The 18,095-nt window shown below is 62.4% G+C and carries 6 protein-coding genes; 3 read left to right on the forward strand and 3 right to left on the reverse strand.

Annotated elements, in window-relative coordinates:
* Positions 1–36 precede the first annotated feature (36 nt).
* On the forward strand, positions 37–930 hold the full coding sequence (locus NE357_RS07420; RefSeq protein ID WP_169429331.1) for a LysR family transcriptional regulator: 894 nt from the start codon (positions 37–39) through the stop codon (positions 928–930).
* Positions 931–934: 4 nt separating this feature from the next.
* Positions 935–1,531 carry a tRNA-uridine aminocarboxypropyltransferase gene (locus NE357_RS07425; RefSeq protein ID WP_169429332.1) on the forward strand — a complete coding sequence of 199 codons (597 nt, stop codon included), beginning with the start codon at positions 935–937 and terminating at the stop codon, positions 1,529–1,531.
* Positions 1,532–1,651: 120 nt separating this feature from the next.
* On the opposite strand, the gene NE357_RS07430 is transcribed toward NE357_RS07425, so the two are convergent.
* The 3 genes from NE357_RS07430 to NE357_RS07440 all read right to left on the reverse strand — a co-directional run bounded on the left by NE357_RS07430 (position 1,652) and on the right by NE357_RS07440 (position 6,655).
* On the reverse strand, positions 1,652–3,013 hold the full coding sequence (locus NE357_RS07430) for an HlyD family type I secretion periplasmic adaptor subunit (RefSeq protein WP_169429333.1): 1,362 nt from the start codon (positions 3,011–3,013) through the stop codon (positions 1,652–1,654).
* A gap of 9 nt (positions 3,014–3,022) precedes the next feature.
* On the reverse strand, positions 3,023–5,182 hold the full coding sequence (locus tag NE357_RS07435; protein WP_169429334.1) for a type I secretion system permease/ATPase: 2,160 nt from the start codon (positions 5,180–5,182) through the stop codon (positions 3,023–3,025).
* A 114-nt stretch (positions 5,183–5,296) separates the two neighbouring features.
* The gene (locus NE357_RS07440; RefSeq protein ID WP_169429335.1) at positions 5,297–6,655 is read right to left on the reverse strand and encodes a TolC family outer membrane protein; all 1,359 of its coding nucleotides are present in this window, start codon (positions 6,653–6,655) and stop codon (positions 5,297–5,299) included.
* 533 nt (positions 6,656–7,188) lie between these two features.
* Between NE357_RS07440 and NE357_RS07445 the strand changes: the two genes are divergently transcribed.
* A complete protein-coding gene (locus NE357_RS07445) occupies positions 7,189–18,057 on the forward strand; it encodes a retention module-containing protein (protein WP_169429336.1) in 10,869 nt (3,622 codons plus the stop codon).
* Positions 18,058–18,095 lie beyond the last annotated feature (38 nt).

An 18,095-nucleotide genomic window follows, 5' to 3' on the forward strand; every position in this document is an offset into this window, starting at 1 on the left:
TGACCAGACAACACAGTTCCAAAGCCCGGAGTAGACATGGCCAACGCTTTACCCGACCTGAAACTGTTGCGCATCTTCGTCAGCGTCGTGCGTCATCAGGGGTTTGCCAACGCGCAGCAGGAACTCAACCTGTCGACCTCGGCGATCAGCACCTACATGAGTCAGCTCGAAACTGCGCTGGGTCTGGTGCTGTGTCATCGCGGGCGCGGCGGTTTCAGCCTGACCAGCAAGGGCGAGCTGTTCCATCAGGAAACCCTGCGTCTGCTGGCCGAGCTCGAAGGTTTCGAGCAATACGCCGCCGCGCTCAAGGGTGAACTGCGCGGCACGCTCAATCTGGGGGTGATCGACTCGACGGTCAGCGACAAGGCCTTGCCGTTCGCCGAAGCCATTGGCGCCTACAGCCAGGAACACCCGGCGGTGCATTTGCATTTGTCGGTGATGAGCCCGTATGAACTGCAACTCGGCGTGCAGGACAACCGTCTCGATCTGGCCATCGGCGCGTTTTCCACACGCATGAGCGGTCTGGTGTACATGCCGCTGTACCGCGAGCAGCACTGGCTGTATTGCAGCAACCGTCACCCGTTGTTCAACGAGCGGCGGATTCCCGAGCAGGTCATTACCCAGCAACGCATGGTCGGTCGTGGCTACTGGAGCCAGGCGGAACTGGCGCGCCACGGTTTCAAACACAGCGCCGCAACCGTGGAAAGTATGGAGGCGCAGCTGATTCTGGTGCTGTCCGGCGCCTACATCGGTTACCTGCCGGAGCACTACGCCCAGGCCTGGGCCGACAAGGGCGATTTGCGGGTTTTGCTGCCGGCGACCTTCGGTTATCAGGCGCCGTTTTCGATGATCATGCGCCGAGGCCGCAGCCGCGAGCCGCTGATCCAGACCTTCCGCGACCTGCTCAAAGCGCAGCTCAATCAGGCATAAGAACATGTCCAGACCCCAATGCCCGCGCTGCCTGCGCCCACAAACCCATTGCCTGTGCCCGCTGATCCCGAGTCTCGACAGCCGCACCCGAGTGTTGCTGTTGCAGCACCCGAGCGAGGTCAATCACGCGCTCAACACGGCACGACTGGCGGCGCTCGGTTTGAATAATGCCGAACTGATCGTCGGTGAAGTGTTCGAGGATCTGCCCGCGCTGTTGAACCGGCCAGGCTATCGGGCGCGGTTGCTGTTTCCGGCGGACGATGCACAGCCGATGCAGGCTTACACCGCATCGGATGAGCCGTTACTGCTGGTGGTGCCCGACGGCACGTGGCGCAAGGCGCGCAAGATGTTGCATCTGAATCCGCTGCTGGCGGCGTTGCCCCGGGTGACGCTGGCGCAGGGCGGGGTTTCCCGGTATCGGTTGCGCAAGGCACCGGGGCCGGGGGCGTTGTCGACCATCGAGGCGATTGTTCAGGCGTTGCAGACGCTGGAAGCACCGACGTCGTTCGAGCCGTTGCTCAAGCCGTTCGAGGCGTTGATCGAAGGGCAGATTGCAGCGATGGGGGAAGAGGTTTTTCAGCGTAATCATGGCGACAGATAGTCGTTGTCTGAGCTGGCCTCTTCGCGAGCAAGCCCGCTCCCACAGGGAACGCATTTCAAATGTGGGAGCGGGCTTGCCCGCGAAGAGGCCAGATGATTCACCCCAAATTCCGGATCATCACTAGCGCTCGCGCATCGCCTCGGTCCGCGCCTTCAACACCGGTTTGAGCAGGTAATCCAGCACGCTTTTCTCCCCGGTAATGATGTCCACCGTCGCCACCATCCCCGGAATGATCAGCAGCGGTTTCACATCCCCGCCCAGGTGGTTTTTGTCGGTGCGCACCTGGATCAGGTAGAAGCTGTTGCCCTTGTCGTCGGTGATGGTGTCGGCACCGATCAGTTCAAGTTTGGCACTCAGCCCGCCGTAGATCGTGTAGTCGTAGGCGCTGAACTTGACCATGGCTTTCTGGCCCGGATGCAGGAACGCCACGTCCTGCGGCCGGACTTTGGCTTCGATCAGCAGGTTGTCTTCCAGCGGCACGATTTCCACCATGTCGCTGCCCGGCTGGACCACGCCGCCGATGGTGTTGACCTTCATCTGCTTGATCACCCCACGCACCGGCGAGGTCACGGTGGTGCGGCTGACACGGTCGTCGATGGCGATGCTCGAGGCGGTGATTTTCGACAGGTCGGTGCGTTTCTCGTTGAGCTCCTTGGCCGCCTCGGAACGGAAGGTCTGCTCCGATTCGTCGATCTTGCTTTTGATCTCGTTGATCGCCGATTCGGCCCGGGGAATGGCGAGCGTCGTGGCATTCAACGAGCCCCGAATTTCCACTGCGCTACGACGTAGACGGAGGATCTCCACGGGCGAAACCGCACCGGTTTTCACCAGCGGTTCCGACATGTTCATTTCCTGTTGCAGCAGCGCCAGGCTCGAACTGTATTGCCCCTGTTTCGACCGAAACTCGGCCAGCTCCTGCGCCTTCTGCCGCAGTTGTTCGCTGAGGGTGCGTTGCTCGCTGGCCAGCCGCCGTTGCCGCTGCTCGTACAGCGAGCGCTCGTCCTCGGCCACTTGCGGAGCCTTGGCAATCACCTCGTCAGAGAGCTTGAACGGCCGGCCCTCGGCTTCGGCGGACAAGCGTTCGACCTGCGCGGTCAGGGCATAACGATCGGCCTCGCTCTCTCCCTTGTTCGACAGAAACCGCGTGTCATCCAGCCGCAGCAAGGTGTCGCCCTTGCTGACCATCTGCCCTTCACGCACGAAGATCTCGGTGACGATCCCACCCTCGAGGTTCTGGATCACCTGAACCTTGCTCGACGGAATCGCCTTGCCTTCGCCCATGGTCACTTCCTGGAGCACGGCGAACTTGGCCCAGACCAGCGCACTGATCAGCAGCGCCGCGGCCAGCCACACGGTAATGCGCGACCAGCGCGGCGAATCCTGCAATGAGGCGCCGGCGGTTTCCGGCATGAATTCAGCCTCGGCGCTTTTGCCGAAACTGTCGAAATAACCGCGCTGTTTTGAAGAGGAGGAAGCAGACATGGGCAACTCCTAGACCGCCGCCGAGCCGACCCGGCCCTTGCGCAGTGCATCGATGACTGCTTCTTTCGGACCGTCGGCGACGATCCGGCCGTTGTCCAGCACCAGCAACCGGTCCACCAGGCTCAGCATCGAGGTGCGGTGGGTGACCAGCAGCAAGGTTTTGCCCTGCACCCAGCCGTGCAGCTTCTGGCGCAGGACGTCTTCGCTGCTGTTGTCCATGGCGCTGGTGGGTTCGTCGAGCAGCATGATCGGCGGGTCGAGCAATAGCGCCCGGGCCAGCAGAACGGCCTGGCGCTGACCGCCGGAGAGCAATTGCCCGCGCTCGCCCACCGGTCGGTCGAAGCCTTGCGGATGCTGCCGGGCAAGCTCGGTGACGCCGGTCAGTTCGGCCACTTCAAGCATGCGCGAATCGCTGATATAGCGGGCGCCGAGGGTCAGGTTGTCGCGCAGGCTGCCGGCCAGCAGCGGCAGGTCGTGGGCGACATAACCGATCTGCTGGCGCAGGTCGGCGACATCCAGTTGCCGCAGGTCGAGGCCGTCGAGCAGCAGTTGGCCTTCTTCCGGTTCGTAGAACCCCATCACCAGCCGCGCCAACGTGCTTTTGCCCGAGCCGCTGCGACCAATGATGCCGATCCGCTCGCCGGGTTTGACGCTGAAACTAACGTTGCTCAGGGCCGGTGCATTCTGGCCGTTGTAATGAAAAGTCACCGCATTGGCGTCCAGCGCACCTTGCAATTGCGTGCGCTCCAGCGGCTGCTGTTTGCCGTCACGCTCCTGGGGCAGGGCCATCAGCGCGTCGGTGCTTTTCATGGTCAGTTGCGCTTGCTGGTAGCGGGTGATCAGCCCGGCGATCTGGCCCAGTGGCGCGAGCACGCGGCTGCCGAGCATGTAACTGGCGACCAGCGCACCGACGCTGAGGTTGCCGGCGATGATGCTGTAGACCCCGGCGACGATGGTCGCCATCCCCGAGAACTGCTGGATGAACAACGTGCCGTTGGTGGCCAGCGCCGAGAGATTACGGGCGTGGCTGTCGAGGCGGGTGAGGGCGCCGTGGGTGCTCTCCCATTTGTGCTGGCGCTCGCTTTCGGCGCTGCAGGCCTTGAGGGTTTCCAGGCCGCCGAGGGTTTCGATCAGCAACGCCTGACGCTCGGCGCCGAGGCTCAGGCTTTTTTGTACGGTGTCGCGCAGGCGAACCTGAATGATCATCGCGAACACGATCGTGATCGGAAACGCCAGCAGCGGAATCACCACCAGCCAGCCACCGAGCAGGCCGATCACCACCAGCATCAACACCACGAAGGGCAGGTCGATCAGGCTGGTCAGGGTGACGGCGGTGAGAAATTCCCGCAGCCCCTGAAAATCGTGAATGCTCTGGGCAAATCCGCCGATGGTCGCCGGCCGGGCCTTCATCGCCATACCGGTGATGCGCTCGAATAAAGTCGCGGAAAGGATCACGTCGGTTTTCTTGCCGGCGGTGTCCAGCAGGTGCGCGCGCACCACCCGCAGCACCAGTTCGAACCCGGTGCCGATCAGCAGCCCGATGGCCAGCACCCACAGGGTTGACGTGGCCTGGTTCGGCACCACCCGGTCGTAGGTCTGCATCACGAACAGCGGCACCATCAGGCCCAGCAGGTTGATCAGGAAACTGGCGAGGATCGCGTCGCTGTACAGCCATTTCGACAGCTTCAGGGTATCGCGAAACCACGCCTGCACCCGTGGCACCAGCGGTGAACGCAGGTCTTCCAGTTCATGCCGTGGCCGGGCGAACAGGGCCTGCCCCGTATAGTGTTCAGCGAGTTCTTCGCGGCTGACCCACTGCTCGCCGCCGTCGGCCTCACTGGGCAGGATCAGCGCCTTGCCATCATCGGCAAAACGCCGCAGCACCGCCGTGCGCCCGTTGCCCAGCAGCAACAGCACCGGCAGGTTCAGCGGTGAAATGTCTTTGAGTTCCCGGCGCAGCAAGCGCGCCTGCAACCCGGCCCGGGCGGCGGCGCGGGGCAGCAGGTCCAGGCTCAGGCGTTGTTTGTCCAGGGGCAGCCCGGCACTCAGGCTGGCGCGACTGACCGTCGCGCCATGGAGTTTGCAGAGGATCAACAGACCGTCGAGTAACGGGTCATCGAAGCTCAGCCGCGGATCGATCCCGGATGTTCCGGGTTCCATGCTGGTCATATTGATCGCTCCCGTTGAACTGGCTCGGCTATCCACATCAACCCTGTGTTGATCGTTCCCACGCGGAGCGTGGGAACGATCAGATTGCGGCCTTCGGCAGCGCCTGCACGGGGCTTATTTCAGCTCGGGCAGACGTGCTTCGTTCTTCACCTCGGTAGCGGCAATCGCATCGGCGGGCAGTACCACCCGTTGTTTGCTCAGCAACTGACCCATGTTCGCCAGCACGCGGTACATCGAAAACTCCTCGGTGTAGCGGATTTCGGTGTAGCGGCGGTTGGCGTTGTACAGCTCGTTTTCACTGTCGAGCAGGTCAAGCAGGGTGCGTTGGCCGAGGCCGAACTGATCCTGATAGGCCGCGCGCACGCGCTTGGTGGTCTCGGCGTATTCGCGGGCGGTCGGGGTCTGTTTCTTGGCGTTGACCATGGCGTTCCAGGCCAGGTGAATGTTTTCGTTGAGCTGGCGCAGGGCGTTGTTGCGGATGTCCATGGCCTGGTTGATCTGGTGCGCGTCGGAGGCCAGGCGTGCCTTGTCGCTGCCCCCGCGGAACAGGTTGTAATTCATCACCACGCCGACCCGCCATTCGTTGTCGTGGCCCTCGTCACCCTGCACGTTGTTGTTGGCGCCGACCGCCGCTTCGGCATCGAAACGCGGGTAGAACGGCGACTTGGCGACTTCGTACTGGCTCTCGGCCGATTGCACGTCGGCCTGGGCGGATTTCAGATACGGGTTGTTCTCGACCATGCTCTGCTGGGCTTCGGGCAGGCTGGCGGGCAATTCACCACGGGTCGAGGCCGGTGCTTCCAGTTCATCGGGCATGCGCCCGACCACGGCGTAGAAATTCGATTCGGCGTCCGCCAGATCGACCTCGGCGGTGTCGAGGTTGTTCTGCGCCAACGCCTTACGGGCCACCGACTGGTCGGAGTCGGCAGTGCTGCCGATGCCGCGCTGGGTGCGCAGGCCGATCTGGTCATTGACCCGCAGGTGCGCCTGCAGATTGTTCCTGGCCAGGGTTACCAGTTCGCGGCGCTTGAGCACTTCGAGGTAAACCTCGATGGTACGCAGGGCCAGGTCCTGGGCGGTACCTTGCGCGTAATACGCGCGCGAATTGGACACGCCCTTGGTGCGCTCGACTTCGTTGGCGGTGTTGAAACCGTCGAACAGCATCTGCCGCAGACGCAGCTCGGACTGGGTGTAGTTGAGGATTGCGGTGTGGTGGTTACCGAGGGCCCGGGTGTTGGTGTTGTCGCTGTAGCCGCGCCCATAAGCAGCGTTCAGATCCACCGACGGATAGAAGCCACCCTTGGCGACTTTTACCTGTTCGTCGGCCGACAGTTTGGCGTCAACCCGCGACGCCAGTTCCGGGTGGGTCGCGATGGTGCTCTGAATGGCTTCGGTGAGGTTCATGGCCTGAGCTTGGGATGTGCAAGCCATGGCCAGCAAAACCGCACTGCAGAGGGGGGTTAGAACGCGCATGGGTGCATCTCCCTGAGTCCTGATGGTATTTCGCTGTCGCCAATTTATTGACGATATTTTTAGTGTTTAGCGTCTCATCGCTGTTACAACAGAGCTAAGAACATCTTGAAGCGTAGCTAAGAAAAATTTTTCATATGGCTTATGCCAAAAAAAACTTATGCGCTTCGCCGAATCCGGCACATTGTTCCATTCGAAAGCCTTTGTTTTATGCGCTTTAGGGAGTGCATGAAGGCTTGAGGAAAGTTCCATTCACTTTGCGACATACGGGCGAAGTACTGCTAAAGGGGAGGGACGCGTAGCGGTCAATGAGTGACAGTTTTTTGTCACTCGGGTGATTCACCACCGTTACGTAGCGCTAGTGGGCGTGCTGCATCGATCAGGGATTCCAAGTGCCTGAGGGCGCTGGAGTTTCTGAATGTGCACAACCTGCGAAACGAACTGTCGAGGTGCGAGCGTCGCCCCGACAACCCGCTTGAGCCATGGGCTGCTTCGCGAACCAGTGCCGACGGTGGTCGGCAGCGGAGGAAATGCACATGGCAACGCTCATCGGGATCGTCACCAAAGTCATTGGTCAGGTTTTCGCTCAATCGGCAGACGGAAGTCGGCGCCCATTGGTGGAAGGCGATCGGCTGTTTGCCGGGGATCAATTGATCACCGGGGCGGAGGGCGCGATTGCCGTCCATCTGCAAAACGGCCAGGAACTGACCCTGGGCCGGGACAGCAGCCTGACCCTGACCGGACAATTGCTGGCCAACCACGCACCCCATGTGGATGCCCCGGAAGCGCTGACCCCGAGCGATGCCCAACTCACCGACGTGGCCCAGATCCAGAAAGCCATTGCCGCCGGTGAGGACCCGACCAAATCCGCTGAAGCCACCGCCGCAGGCCCCGATGCCCCTGGTGATACCAATGGCGGCAAGGGTGGCGGCCACAGTTTTGTGCTGCTGACCGAAGTGGGTGGCCGGGTCGATCCGGTCATCGGTTTCCCCACGGCCGGTTTCGGTGGCATTCCCGAGTTTCCGGAAGAACGCCACAACGCGGTCATCGACAACGGCGACAACACGCCGGCGCCGGTCATCCCGCCACCGGTCAACAACCTTGTGACCCTCACAGGCCTTGATGTGCTCGGGGGCGAACTGACGCTCAACGAAGCCAATCTGCCGGATGGCTCCGCCGCCAATCCCGGCGCGCTGACCCAGGCCGGCAGCTTCAGCATTTCGGCGCCGGACGGGCTTTCCAGCCTGAGCATCGGTGGTATCAACGTAATCGTCGGCGGCGTGCCGGTCGGTTTCCCGCAATCGATCACCACGCAGCTGGGCAACACCCTGACCATCACCGGTTACAACCCGGCGAACGGCACGGTCAGCTACAGCTACACCCTCAACGGAAACGACACCCATCCTGCGGGCGACGGTGCCAACAGCCTAAGCGAACATTTCACGGTGATTGCGGGCGACAGCAACGGCGACACGGCGACCGGCTCGCTGGACGTCAACATCACCGATGACGTGCCCAAAGCCGTCGATGACAGCAATGCGAGCACGGCTTCGGAAACCCTGCTGACCCTGACCGGCAGCGTCCTGACCAACGACGTGCAAGGCGCCGACCGCATTCCTGCCGGCCCCAACAGCGGCCCGGTGGTCGCCGGTACGTTCACCGGGACCTATGGCACGCTGGTGCTGAATGCCAACGGCACCTACACCTACACGCTGAACACCAGCGACGCGGATTTCAAGGCGTTGCATGGTGGCGGCAATGGCACCGAAACCTTCACCTACACCCTGCATGACTCCGATGGTGATACCAGCACCGCGAACCTCGTGCTGCAGATTCACAACAACGACGATCCGGTGATCATCAACGGGTTGAACGTCGAAGGTAGCGAGCTGACGGTATTCGAGAAAAACCTCAGTACCGGCAGTGCGCCAGATGCCACTGCGCTGACCCAGAGCGGCACGTTTACCATCACTGCTTTGGATGGCGTTACCACGCTGACTGTCGGCGGAATCGCCGTGGTCACCAACGGCGTGGCCGCTGGCTTCCCGCAATCGGTCACGACTCCGCTGGGCAGTACGCTGACCATCACCGGGTTCAATGCCACGACCGGCGTCGTCAGTTACAGCTACACCCTGGTCGACAACGAAGCGCACCCGACTGCCAACGGCGCCAACGTACTGAATGAGCAGTTCGCTGTCACCGTGGTGGATGACAATGGCACCACCGCCAACGGTTCGCTGGACGTGAACATCGTCGACGACTTGCCAAAAGGCGTGGATGACAGCAACGCCGGCACCGCCTCGGAAACCAACCTCACGCTGACCGGCAACGTCCTGACCAACGATGTGCAAGGCGCTGACCGTGTACCGACTGGCCCGATCACTGCCGGCACTTTCACCGGGACTTACGGCACCTTGGTGCTGAATGCCAACGGCACCTACACCTACACCCTCAACACCAGTGACGCCGACTTCAAAGCCCTGCACGGTGGTGGCAATGGCACCGAGACCTTCACCTACACCATCACCGATGCCGATGGCGACACCAGCACCGCGAACCTGGTCCTGCAGATCCACAACAACGACGACCCGGTGGTCATCAACGGGTTGAACGTCGAGGGCGGTGAACTCACCGTCTACGAAAAAAACCTCGGCGACGGCAGCAGCCCCGATGCTCCAGCACTGACCCAAAGCGGCACCTTCACCATCACCGCGTTGGACGGCGTCACCACGCTGACCATTGGTGGAATCGCCGTGGTCACCAACGGTGTCGCCGCAGGCTTCCCGCAATCGGTCACGACTCCGCTGGGCAGTACGCTGACCATCACCGGGTTCAATGCCACGACCGGCGTCGTCAGTTACAGCTACACCCTGGTCGACAACGAAGCGCACCCGACTGCCAACGGCGCCAACGTACTGAATGAGCAGTTCGCTGTCACCGTGGTGGATGACAACGGCACCACCGCCAACGCCACGCTGGACGTAAATATCGTCGACGACCTGCCCAAAGGCGTGGACGACAGCAACGCCGGCACCGCCTCGGAAACCAACCTCACGCTGACTGGCAACGTCCTGACCAACGACGTGCAAGGCGCCGACCGTGTACCGACCGGCCCTAGCGCCGGCCCTATCACCGCCGGTACTTTCACCGGGACTTACGGCACATTGGTACTCAACGCCAACGGCACCTACACCTACACCCTCAATACCAGTGACGCCGATTTCAAAGCCCTGCACGGCGGTGGCAACGGCACGGAAACTTTCACCTACACCATCACCGATGCCGACGGTGACACCAGCACTGCGAACCTGGTCCTGCAGATCCACAACAATGACGATCCAGTGATCATCAACGGCCTGGACGTAAACGGCGGCGAACTCACCGTCTTCGAGAAAAACCTCAGCACCGGTAGTGCGCCAGATGCCACGGCTTTGACTCAGAGTGGCACGTTCACCATCACTGCGTTGGACGGTGTCACTACCCTGACCATCGGTGGTATCGCCGTCGTCACCAACGGTGTCGCCGCAGGCTTCCCGCAATCGGTGACCACGCCTTTGGGCAGCACGCTGACCATCACCGGCTTCAATGCCACGACCGGCGTCGTCAGCTATAGCTACACCCTGGTCGACAACGAGGCGCATCCGAACGCCAACGGCGCCAACGTGCTGAATGAGCAGTTCGCCGTGACCGTGGTCGATGACAACGGCACCACCGCCAACGCCACGCTGGACGTGAACATCGTCGACGACCTGCCCAAAGGCGTGGATGACAGCAACGCCGACACCGCCTCGGAAACCAACCTCACGCTGACCGGCAACGTCCTGACCAACGACGTGCAGGGCGCCGACCGCGTACCGACTGGCCCGATTACCGCCGGCACTTTCACCGGGGCTTACGGCACCTTGGTGCTGAACGCCAACGGTACTTACACCTACACGCTGAATACCAGCGATGCCGACTTCAAAGCCCTGCACGGCGGCGGCAACGGCACCGAGACCTTCACCTACACCATCACCGATGCCGACGGCGACACCAGCACCGCGAACCTCGTGCTGCAAATCCACAACAACGACGACCCGGTGGTCATCAACGGGTTGAACGTCGAGGGCGGTGAACTCACCGTCTACGAAAAAAACCTCGGCGACGGCAGCAGCCCCGATGCGCCAGCCCTGACCCAAAGCGGCACTTTCACCATCACCGCGCTGGATGGCGTCACCACGTTGACCATCGGCGGAATCGCCGTGGTCACCAACGGCGTGGCCGCTGGCTTCCCGCAATCAACCGTCACTCCGTTGGGCAGCACGCTGACCATCACCGGTTTCAACGCTGCAACCGGCGTCGTCAGCTACAGCTACACCCTGGTCGACAACGAGGCGCATCCGAACGCCAACGGCGCCAACGTGCTGAATGAGCAGTTCGCCGTGACCGTGGTCGACGACAACGGCACCACCGCCAACGCCACGCTGGACGTGAACATCGTCGACGACCTGCCCAAAGGCGTGGACGACAGCAACGCCGGCACCGCGTCGGAAACCAACCTGACGCTGACCGGCAACGTCCTGACCAACGATGTGCAAGGCGCCGACCGCGTACCTGTCGGAGAAAATGCCGGCCCGATTACCGCCGGCACTTTCGCCGGGACTTACGGCACCTTGGTGCTGAACGCCACCGGGACTTACACCTACACGCTGAACACCAGTGACGCCGATTTCAAAGCCCTGCACGGCGGTGGCAACGGCACCGAGACCTTCACCTACACCATCACCGATGCCGACGGCGACACCAGCACCGCGAACCTGGTCCTGCAGATCCACAACAATGACGATCCAGTGATCATCAACGGCCTGGACGTAAACGGCGGCGAACTCACCGTTTACGAAAAAAACCTCGGCGACGGCAGCAGCCCCGATGCTCCAGCCCTGACCCAAAGCGGCACCTTCACCATCACCGCGCTGGATGGCGTCACCACGTTGACCATCGGCGGAATCGCCGTGGTCACCAACGGCGTGGCCGCTGGCTTCCCGCAATCGGTGATCACGCCTTTGGGCAGCACGCTGACCATCACCGGCTTCAACGCTGCAACCGGCGTCGTCAGCTACAGCTACACCCTGGTCGACAACGAAGCTCACCCGACTGCTAACGGCGCCAACGTACTGAACGAGCAGTTCGCTGTCACCGTGGTGGATGACAACGGCACCACCGCCAACGGTTCGCTGGACGTGAACATCGTCGACGACTTGCCAAAAGGCGTGGACGACAGCAACGCCGGCACCGCGTCGGAAACCAACCTGACGCTGAGCGGCAACGTCCTGACCAACGACGTGCAAGGCGCTGACCGTGTACCGACTGGCCCTAGCGCCGGCCCTATCACCGCCGGTACTTTTACCGGGACTTACGGGACATTGGTGCTGAACGCCAACGGGACTTACACGTACACGCTGAATACCAGCGATGCCGATTTCAAAGCCCTGCACGGCGGTGGCAACGGCACCGAGACCTTCACCTACACCATCACCGATGCCGATGGCGACACCAGCAGCGCTAACCTCGTTCTGCAGATCCACAACAATGACGATCCAGTGATCATCAACGGCCTCGACGTGAACGGCGGCGAACTCATCGTTTACGAAAAAAATCTCGGCGACGGCAGCAGCCCCGATGCTCCAGCACTGACCCAAAGCGGCACGTTCACCATCACTGCGCTGGACGGCGTCACCACGTTGACCGTGGGTGGAATCGCCGTCGTCACCAACGGTGTCGCCGCAGGCTTCCCGCAATCGGTCACGACTCCGCTGGGCAGTACGCTGACCATCACCGGTTTCAACGCTGCAACCGGCGTCGTCAGCTACAGCTACACCCTGGTCGACAACGAGGCGCATCCGACTGCCAACGGCGCCAACGTGCTGAATGAGCAGTTCGCCGTGACCGTGGTCGACGACAACGGCACCACCGCCAACGCTTCGCTGGACGTGAACATCGTCGACGACCTGCCCAAAGGCTTGGATGACAGCAACGCCGGCACGGCGTCGGAAACCAACCTGACGCTGAGCGGCAACGTCCTGACCAACGACGTGCAGGGCGCTGACCGTGTACCGACTGGCCCGATCACTGCCGGCACTTTCACCGGGACTTACGGCACCTTGGTGCTGAACGCCAACGGGACTTACACGTACACGCTGAATACCAGCGATGCCGATTTCAAAGCCCTGCACGGTGGTGGCAATGGCACCGAGACCTTCACCTACACCATCACCGATGCCGATGGCGACACCAGCACCGCTAACCTCGTTCTGCAGATCCACAACAATGACGATCCAGTGATCATCAACGGCCTGGACGTAAACGGTGGCGAACTCACCGTCTACGAGAAAAACCTCAGCGACGGCACCAGCCCCAACACCCCGTCACTGACCCAGAGCGGCACCTTCACTGTGACTGCCCTCGACGGTCTGCAAACCCTCACCGTGGGCGGCATTGCCGTGATCACCAACGGTGTCGCGGCCGGCTTCCCGCAATCGGCGGTCACGCCGCTGGGCAGCACGTTGACCATCACCGGATACGACCCGGCCACGGGTGTGGTCAGCTACAGCTACACCCTGGTGGATAACGAAACCCATCCGACCGCCAACGGCGCCAACAGCATCACCGAGAACTTCAACGTGGTGGCGACCGATACCGATGGCAGCACCGCCACCGGGCAGATCAACGTCAACATCATCGACGACCTGCCGACCGCCAAGCCCGATGCCACGTCGGTGCAGGAGGGCGGCACCGTCAGCGGCAACGTGCTGGACAACGACATCGGCGGCGCCGACGGCCCGGCAGCGGGTGGCGCGGTAGTGGGCGTGCGCGCCGGTTCCGACACCTCGACCTCGGCCATCGGCGGCCTCAACAGCAACATCAACGGCACCTACGGCTACCTGACCCTCGACGCCAACGGCAACGCGGTCTATCACAGCAACCCGAATGCTGTGAGCGGTCCCGGCGCGGTGGACGTGTTCGTGTACACCGTGCGCGATTCCGACGGCGATGAAAGTACCACCACCATCACCATCGACGTTTCCAACAGCCAGCTGCGCGCGGTCAGCGACACCGACGTCACCGTGTACGAAAAAGCCCTCGACCTGAACAAGGACGGCCAGGATCTGGCCGCCGGTACAGTCACCGGCAGCGATCCGACCAGCACCGGGGAAACCGCGTCGGGCACGCTGGTTGGCTCGGTCACCGGCGCGGTCGGTGCAATCAGCTACGCGCTGGTCGGCAGCGCCACCGGCAACTACGGGCAGATCGTGCTCAACCCCAACGGCACCTACACTTACACCCTGACCTCACCGGCCAGCACCACCCCGCATGCCGATGACGGCGCCAACACCCTGACCGAAACCTTCACCTACCAGGCCACCGATTCACTGGGCAACGTCGTCACCAGCACTATCGTGGTCAACATCGTCGATGACGTGCCGAAGGCGATCAACGACAGCAACGCCAGCACCGCGTCGGAAACCCAGTTGACCCTCAACGGCAACGTGCTGACCAACGACGTGCAAGGCGCCGACGTGGTGGCGACCGGTCCGAATGCCGGCCCGATCACCCCCGGCACCTTCACCGGCACTTACGGCACTCTGGTGCTGAATGCCAACGGCACGTACACCTACACGCTGAACACCAACGATGCAGACTTCAAAAACCTGCACGGCGGTGGCAACGGCACCGAGACCTTCACCTACACCCTGACCGATGCCGACGGCGACACCAGCACCGCCAACCTGGTACTGAACATCCACAACAACGACGATCCGGTGGTCCTCAACGGCCTCGACGTGAATGGCGGCGAACTCACCGTCTACGAGAAAAACCTCAGCGACGGCACCAGCCCCGACACCCCGGCACTGACCCAGAGCGGCACCTTCACAGTCACCGCGCTCGACGGCCTGCAAACCCTGACCGTGGGCGGCATTGCCGTGATGACCAACGGCGTGGCCGCCGGCTTCCCGCAATCGACCGTCACCCCGCTGGGCAGCACGCTGACCATCACCGGTTACAACCCGACTACCGGCGTGGTCAGTTACAGCTACACCTTGGTGGATAACGAAACCCACCCGAACGCCAACGGCGCCAACAGCATCACCGAGAACTTCAACGTGGTGGCGACGGACACCGACGGCAGCACTGCGACCGGGCAGATCAACGTCAACATCATTGACGACCTGCCAACCGCCAAGGCCGACACCGGTTCGGTGGCGGAGGGCGGCACGGTCAACATCAGCGTGCTGGGCAATGACATCAGCGGCGCAGATGGCGCGGCGATCGTGGTCGGCGTGCGTGCCGGCAGCAACACCACGACTTCAGCCATCGGCGGCCTCAACAGCAACATCAATGGCACCTACGGTTACCTGACCCTGGATGCGGCGGGCAACGCGGTCTATCACAGCAACCCGAACTCGGTGAGCCCGCCGGGCGCTACCGACACCTTTACCTACACCATCCGCGACAGTGACGGCGATGAAAGCACCACCACCATCACCGTCAACGTCGCCGACAGCAAACTCGTGGCCTCGGTGGATCAGGACGTGACCGTCTACGAAAAGGCCCTCGACCTGACCCAGGACGGGCAAGACCTGGCCCCCGGCACGGTCATCGGCAGCGATCCGACCAATATCGGCGAAACCGCCACCGGCACGCTGGTCGGTGCGGTCACCGGCGGCAGCGGTTCGATCACCTACACCCTGGTCGGCAGCGCCACCGGCACTTACGGGCAGATCCTGCTCAATCCCGACGGCACGTACACCTACACCCTGACTTCGGCACCGAAAACCACGCCGAACGCCAACGACGGGCCGAACACCCTGAGCGAAAGTTTCACCTACAAGGCCACCGATGCGTTGGGCAACAGCACCACCAGCACCATCGTGGTCAACATCGTCGACGACGTGCCCAAGGCTGTGGCCTCGGATCGCTCGGTGGCGGCGGTGGAGATCGACTCCAACATCCTCATCGTGCTCGACATCTCCGGCAGTATGGCCGACGCCTCCGGCGTGCCGGGCCTGTCGCGGCTGGACCTGGCCAAGCAGGCAATCAGCGCCTTGCTCGACAAGTACGACGATCTGGGCGATGTGAAAGTGCAGCTCGTCACCTTCAGCAGCAACGCCACCGACCGCACTTCGGTATGGGTCGATGTGGCGACCGCCAAGACCCTGCTCGCCGGCCTCAGCGCCGGTGGTGGCACCAACTACGACGCGGCCGTGGCGACCATGCAGACCGCGTTCAACACCTCGGGCAAACTCACCGGGGCGCAGAACGTCGGCTACTTCTTCTCCGACGGCAAACCCACCACCGGCCAGGAAATCGGCACCGCCGACGAGACCGCGCTCAAAGCTTTCCTTGATGCCAACAACATCAAGAACTACGCAATCGGTCTCGGCAGTGGTGTAAGCAACGCCAACCTCGATCCGATCGCCTACGACGGTATCAGCCACACCAACACCAACGCGGTGGTGGTCACTGACCTCAATCAACTGAACTCGGTGCTCTCCGGCACCGTGGAGGGCGCGCCGGTCACTGGCTCGTTGCTGGGGGACAGTGGTTCATTCGGCGCCGATGGCGGTTTCATCAAATCCATCGTGGTCGACGGCACCACCTACACTTATGACCCGAAAGCCAATAGCGGCCAGGGTTCGCTGACTGCCAGCGGTGGCACCAACCACGGCACCTTCAACACGGTGAACAACACCCTGAGCATTGCCACCAACAACAGCGGCACGCTGGTGATCAACCTCGACACCGGCGACTACAGCTACACCTCGCAGAAAACCACGACGACGGTGATCACCGAGAACATCGGCTTCACCCTCAGCGACAACGACGGCGACCTCGCCAGCTCCACGCTGACGGTGAAAGTGATCCCGAATTCGCCGCCCGTGGCGGTGGACGACCACATCATCACCAACGTGCTGTCGAGCAATGTCGTGGTGCCGGGCGAGCTGCTGCTGGCCAACGATACGGATCCGGACGGCGATACCCTCAACGCCTCGCCAACCACCTTCAACACCGGCTGGGTCGCCAAGGGCGCGGACTTCACCGGCACTGGCGCGATCAGCTTCACCGGCACCAGCAACACCGCCGCCAACCAGAACCTGGCTGATGTGCGCAACGCCTTCGCGGCCAACACAGCGGCCATGACGGCAGTGCTGGTGGTCAGCGGCTACCTCGGCGCGGTGACCAACGCCAATGCCAACGATGAAGACCTCATCACCGTCAAACTGAAACAGGGCGAGACCCTCAACCTCGACCACAACCTGGCGGCCGGGCACATCACCATGGAGTATTCGGTGAACGGCGGGGCGTTCGTCAGCATCGCCGACGGCGGCACCATCACCGCCGGTGCCGATGGCACGTATCAGATCCACATAACCAACATCACCAACACCAGCGGCAGCAACACCAATGCTGCGGAAAACTATCAACTGACCATGACGGTCAACTACGCCGGGGCTCACGACGTCACCCCGGATTTCCACGGCTCCTACACCGCCAACGACAACCACGGCGGCAGCGACACCGCCAACGTGACCATCAGCTATCAGGACGGCCACACCCTCACCGGGACGTCCGGCGATGACGTGCTGGTGGCGGGCAGCGGCGACAACATCCTCAACGGCGGGGACGGCAACGACGTACTCACCGCAGGCTCCGGCAACAACGAGCTGCACGGCGGCGCCGGCAACGACTTGCTCTACAGTGGCCCGGGCAACGACCTCCTCGATGGCGGCACCGGTATCGACACGGTCAGCTATGCCCACGCGACGGCCGGTGTGACAGTCAACCTGAGCCTGCTCGGTGCGCAGAACACCCTCGGTGCAGGCATCGACACCATCAGCAATGTCGAAAACCTCGTCGGCTCGAACTTCAACGACACCCTCACCGGTGACAACAATAACAACGTGATCAACGGCGGCCTGGGCAACGACATCCTCAATGGCGGCGGGGGCGATGACCTGCTGATCGGCGGGATGGGTAACAACACCCTGACCGGCGGGCCGGGCGCCGACACCTTCCAGTGGCTCAAAGGCAACAGCGGCCACGACACCGTCACCGACTTCACCCCGGGCACCGACAAGCTCGACCTGTCGCAATTGCTGCAAGGTGAAAACGGCACCGCGGCGTCACTGGATGACTACCTGCACTTCACCGTTACCGGCAGCGGCGCCTCGGTCATGACCAGCATCGACGTCAGCGCCATGGCCGGCGCCACGCCGAACCAGACCATCGACCTGGCCGGCGTCAACCTCGCCAGTCACTATGGCGTGACACCGGGGGCGGGGGGCTTGATTGCCAGCGGGCACGACACGGCGACGATCATCAACGGCATGCTGAATGATCATTCGTTGAAGGTGGATACGGTGTGAGCTAATCGCTGAAACGACAAAACCCGCCGTCCCGAGTG

The sequence above is a fragment of the Pseudomonas sp. G7(2022) genome, assembly GCF_052660475.1.

What these genes read in the sequence shown, in the direction of transcription:
- NE357_RS07420 (WP_169429331.1), top strand. Translation starts at nt 37, where the DNA reads ATGGCCAACGCTTTACCCGACCTGAAACTGTTGCGCATCTTCGTCAGC.
- NE357_RS07425 (WP_169429332.1), top strand. Translation starts at nt 935, where the DNA reads ATGTCCAGACCCCAATGCCCGCGCTGCCTGCGCCCACAAACCCATTGC.
- NE357_RS07430 (WP_169429333.1), bottom strand. Translation starts at nt 3,013, where the DNA reads ATGTCTGCTTCCTCCTCTTCAAAACAGCGCGGTTATTTCGACAGTTTC.
- NE357_RS07435 (WP_169429334.1), bottom strand. Translation starts at nt 5,182, where the DNA reads ATGACCAGCATGGAACCCGGAACATCCGGGATCGATCCGCGGCTGAGC.
- NE357_RS07440 (WP_169429335.1), bottom strand. Translation starts at nt 6,655, where the DNA reads ATGCGCGTTCTAACCCCCCTCTGCAGTGCGGTTTTGCTGGCCATGGCT.
- NE357_RS07445 (WP_169429336.1), top strand. Translation starts at nt 7,189, where the DNA reads ATGGCAACGCTCATCGGGATCGTCACCAAAGTCATTGGTCAGGTTTTC.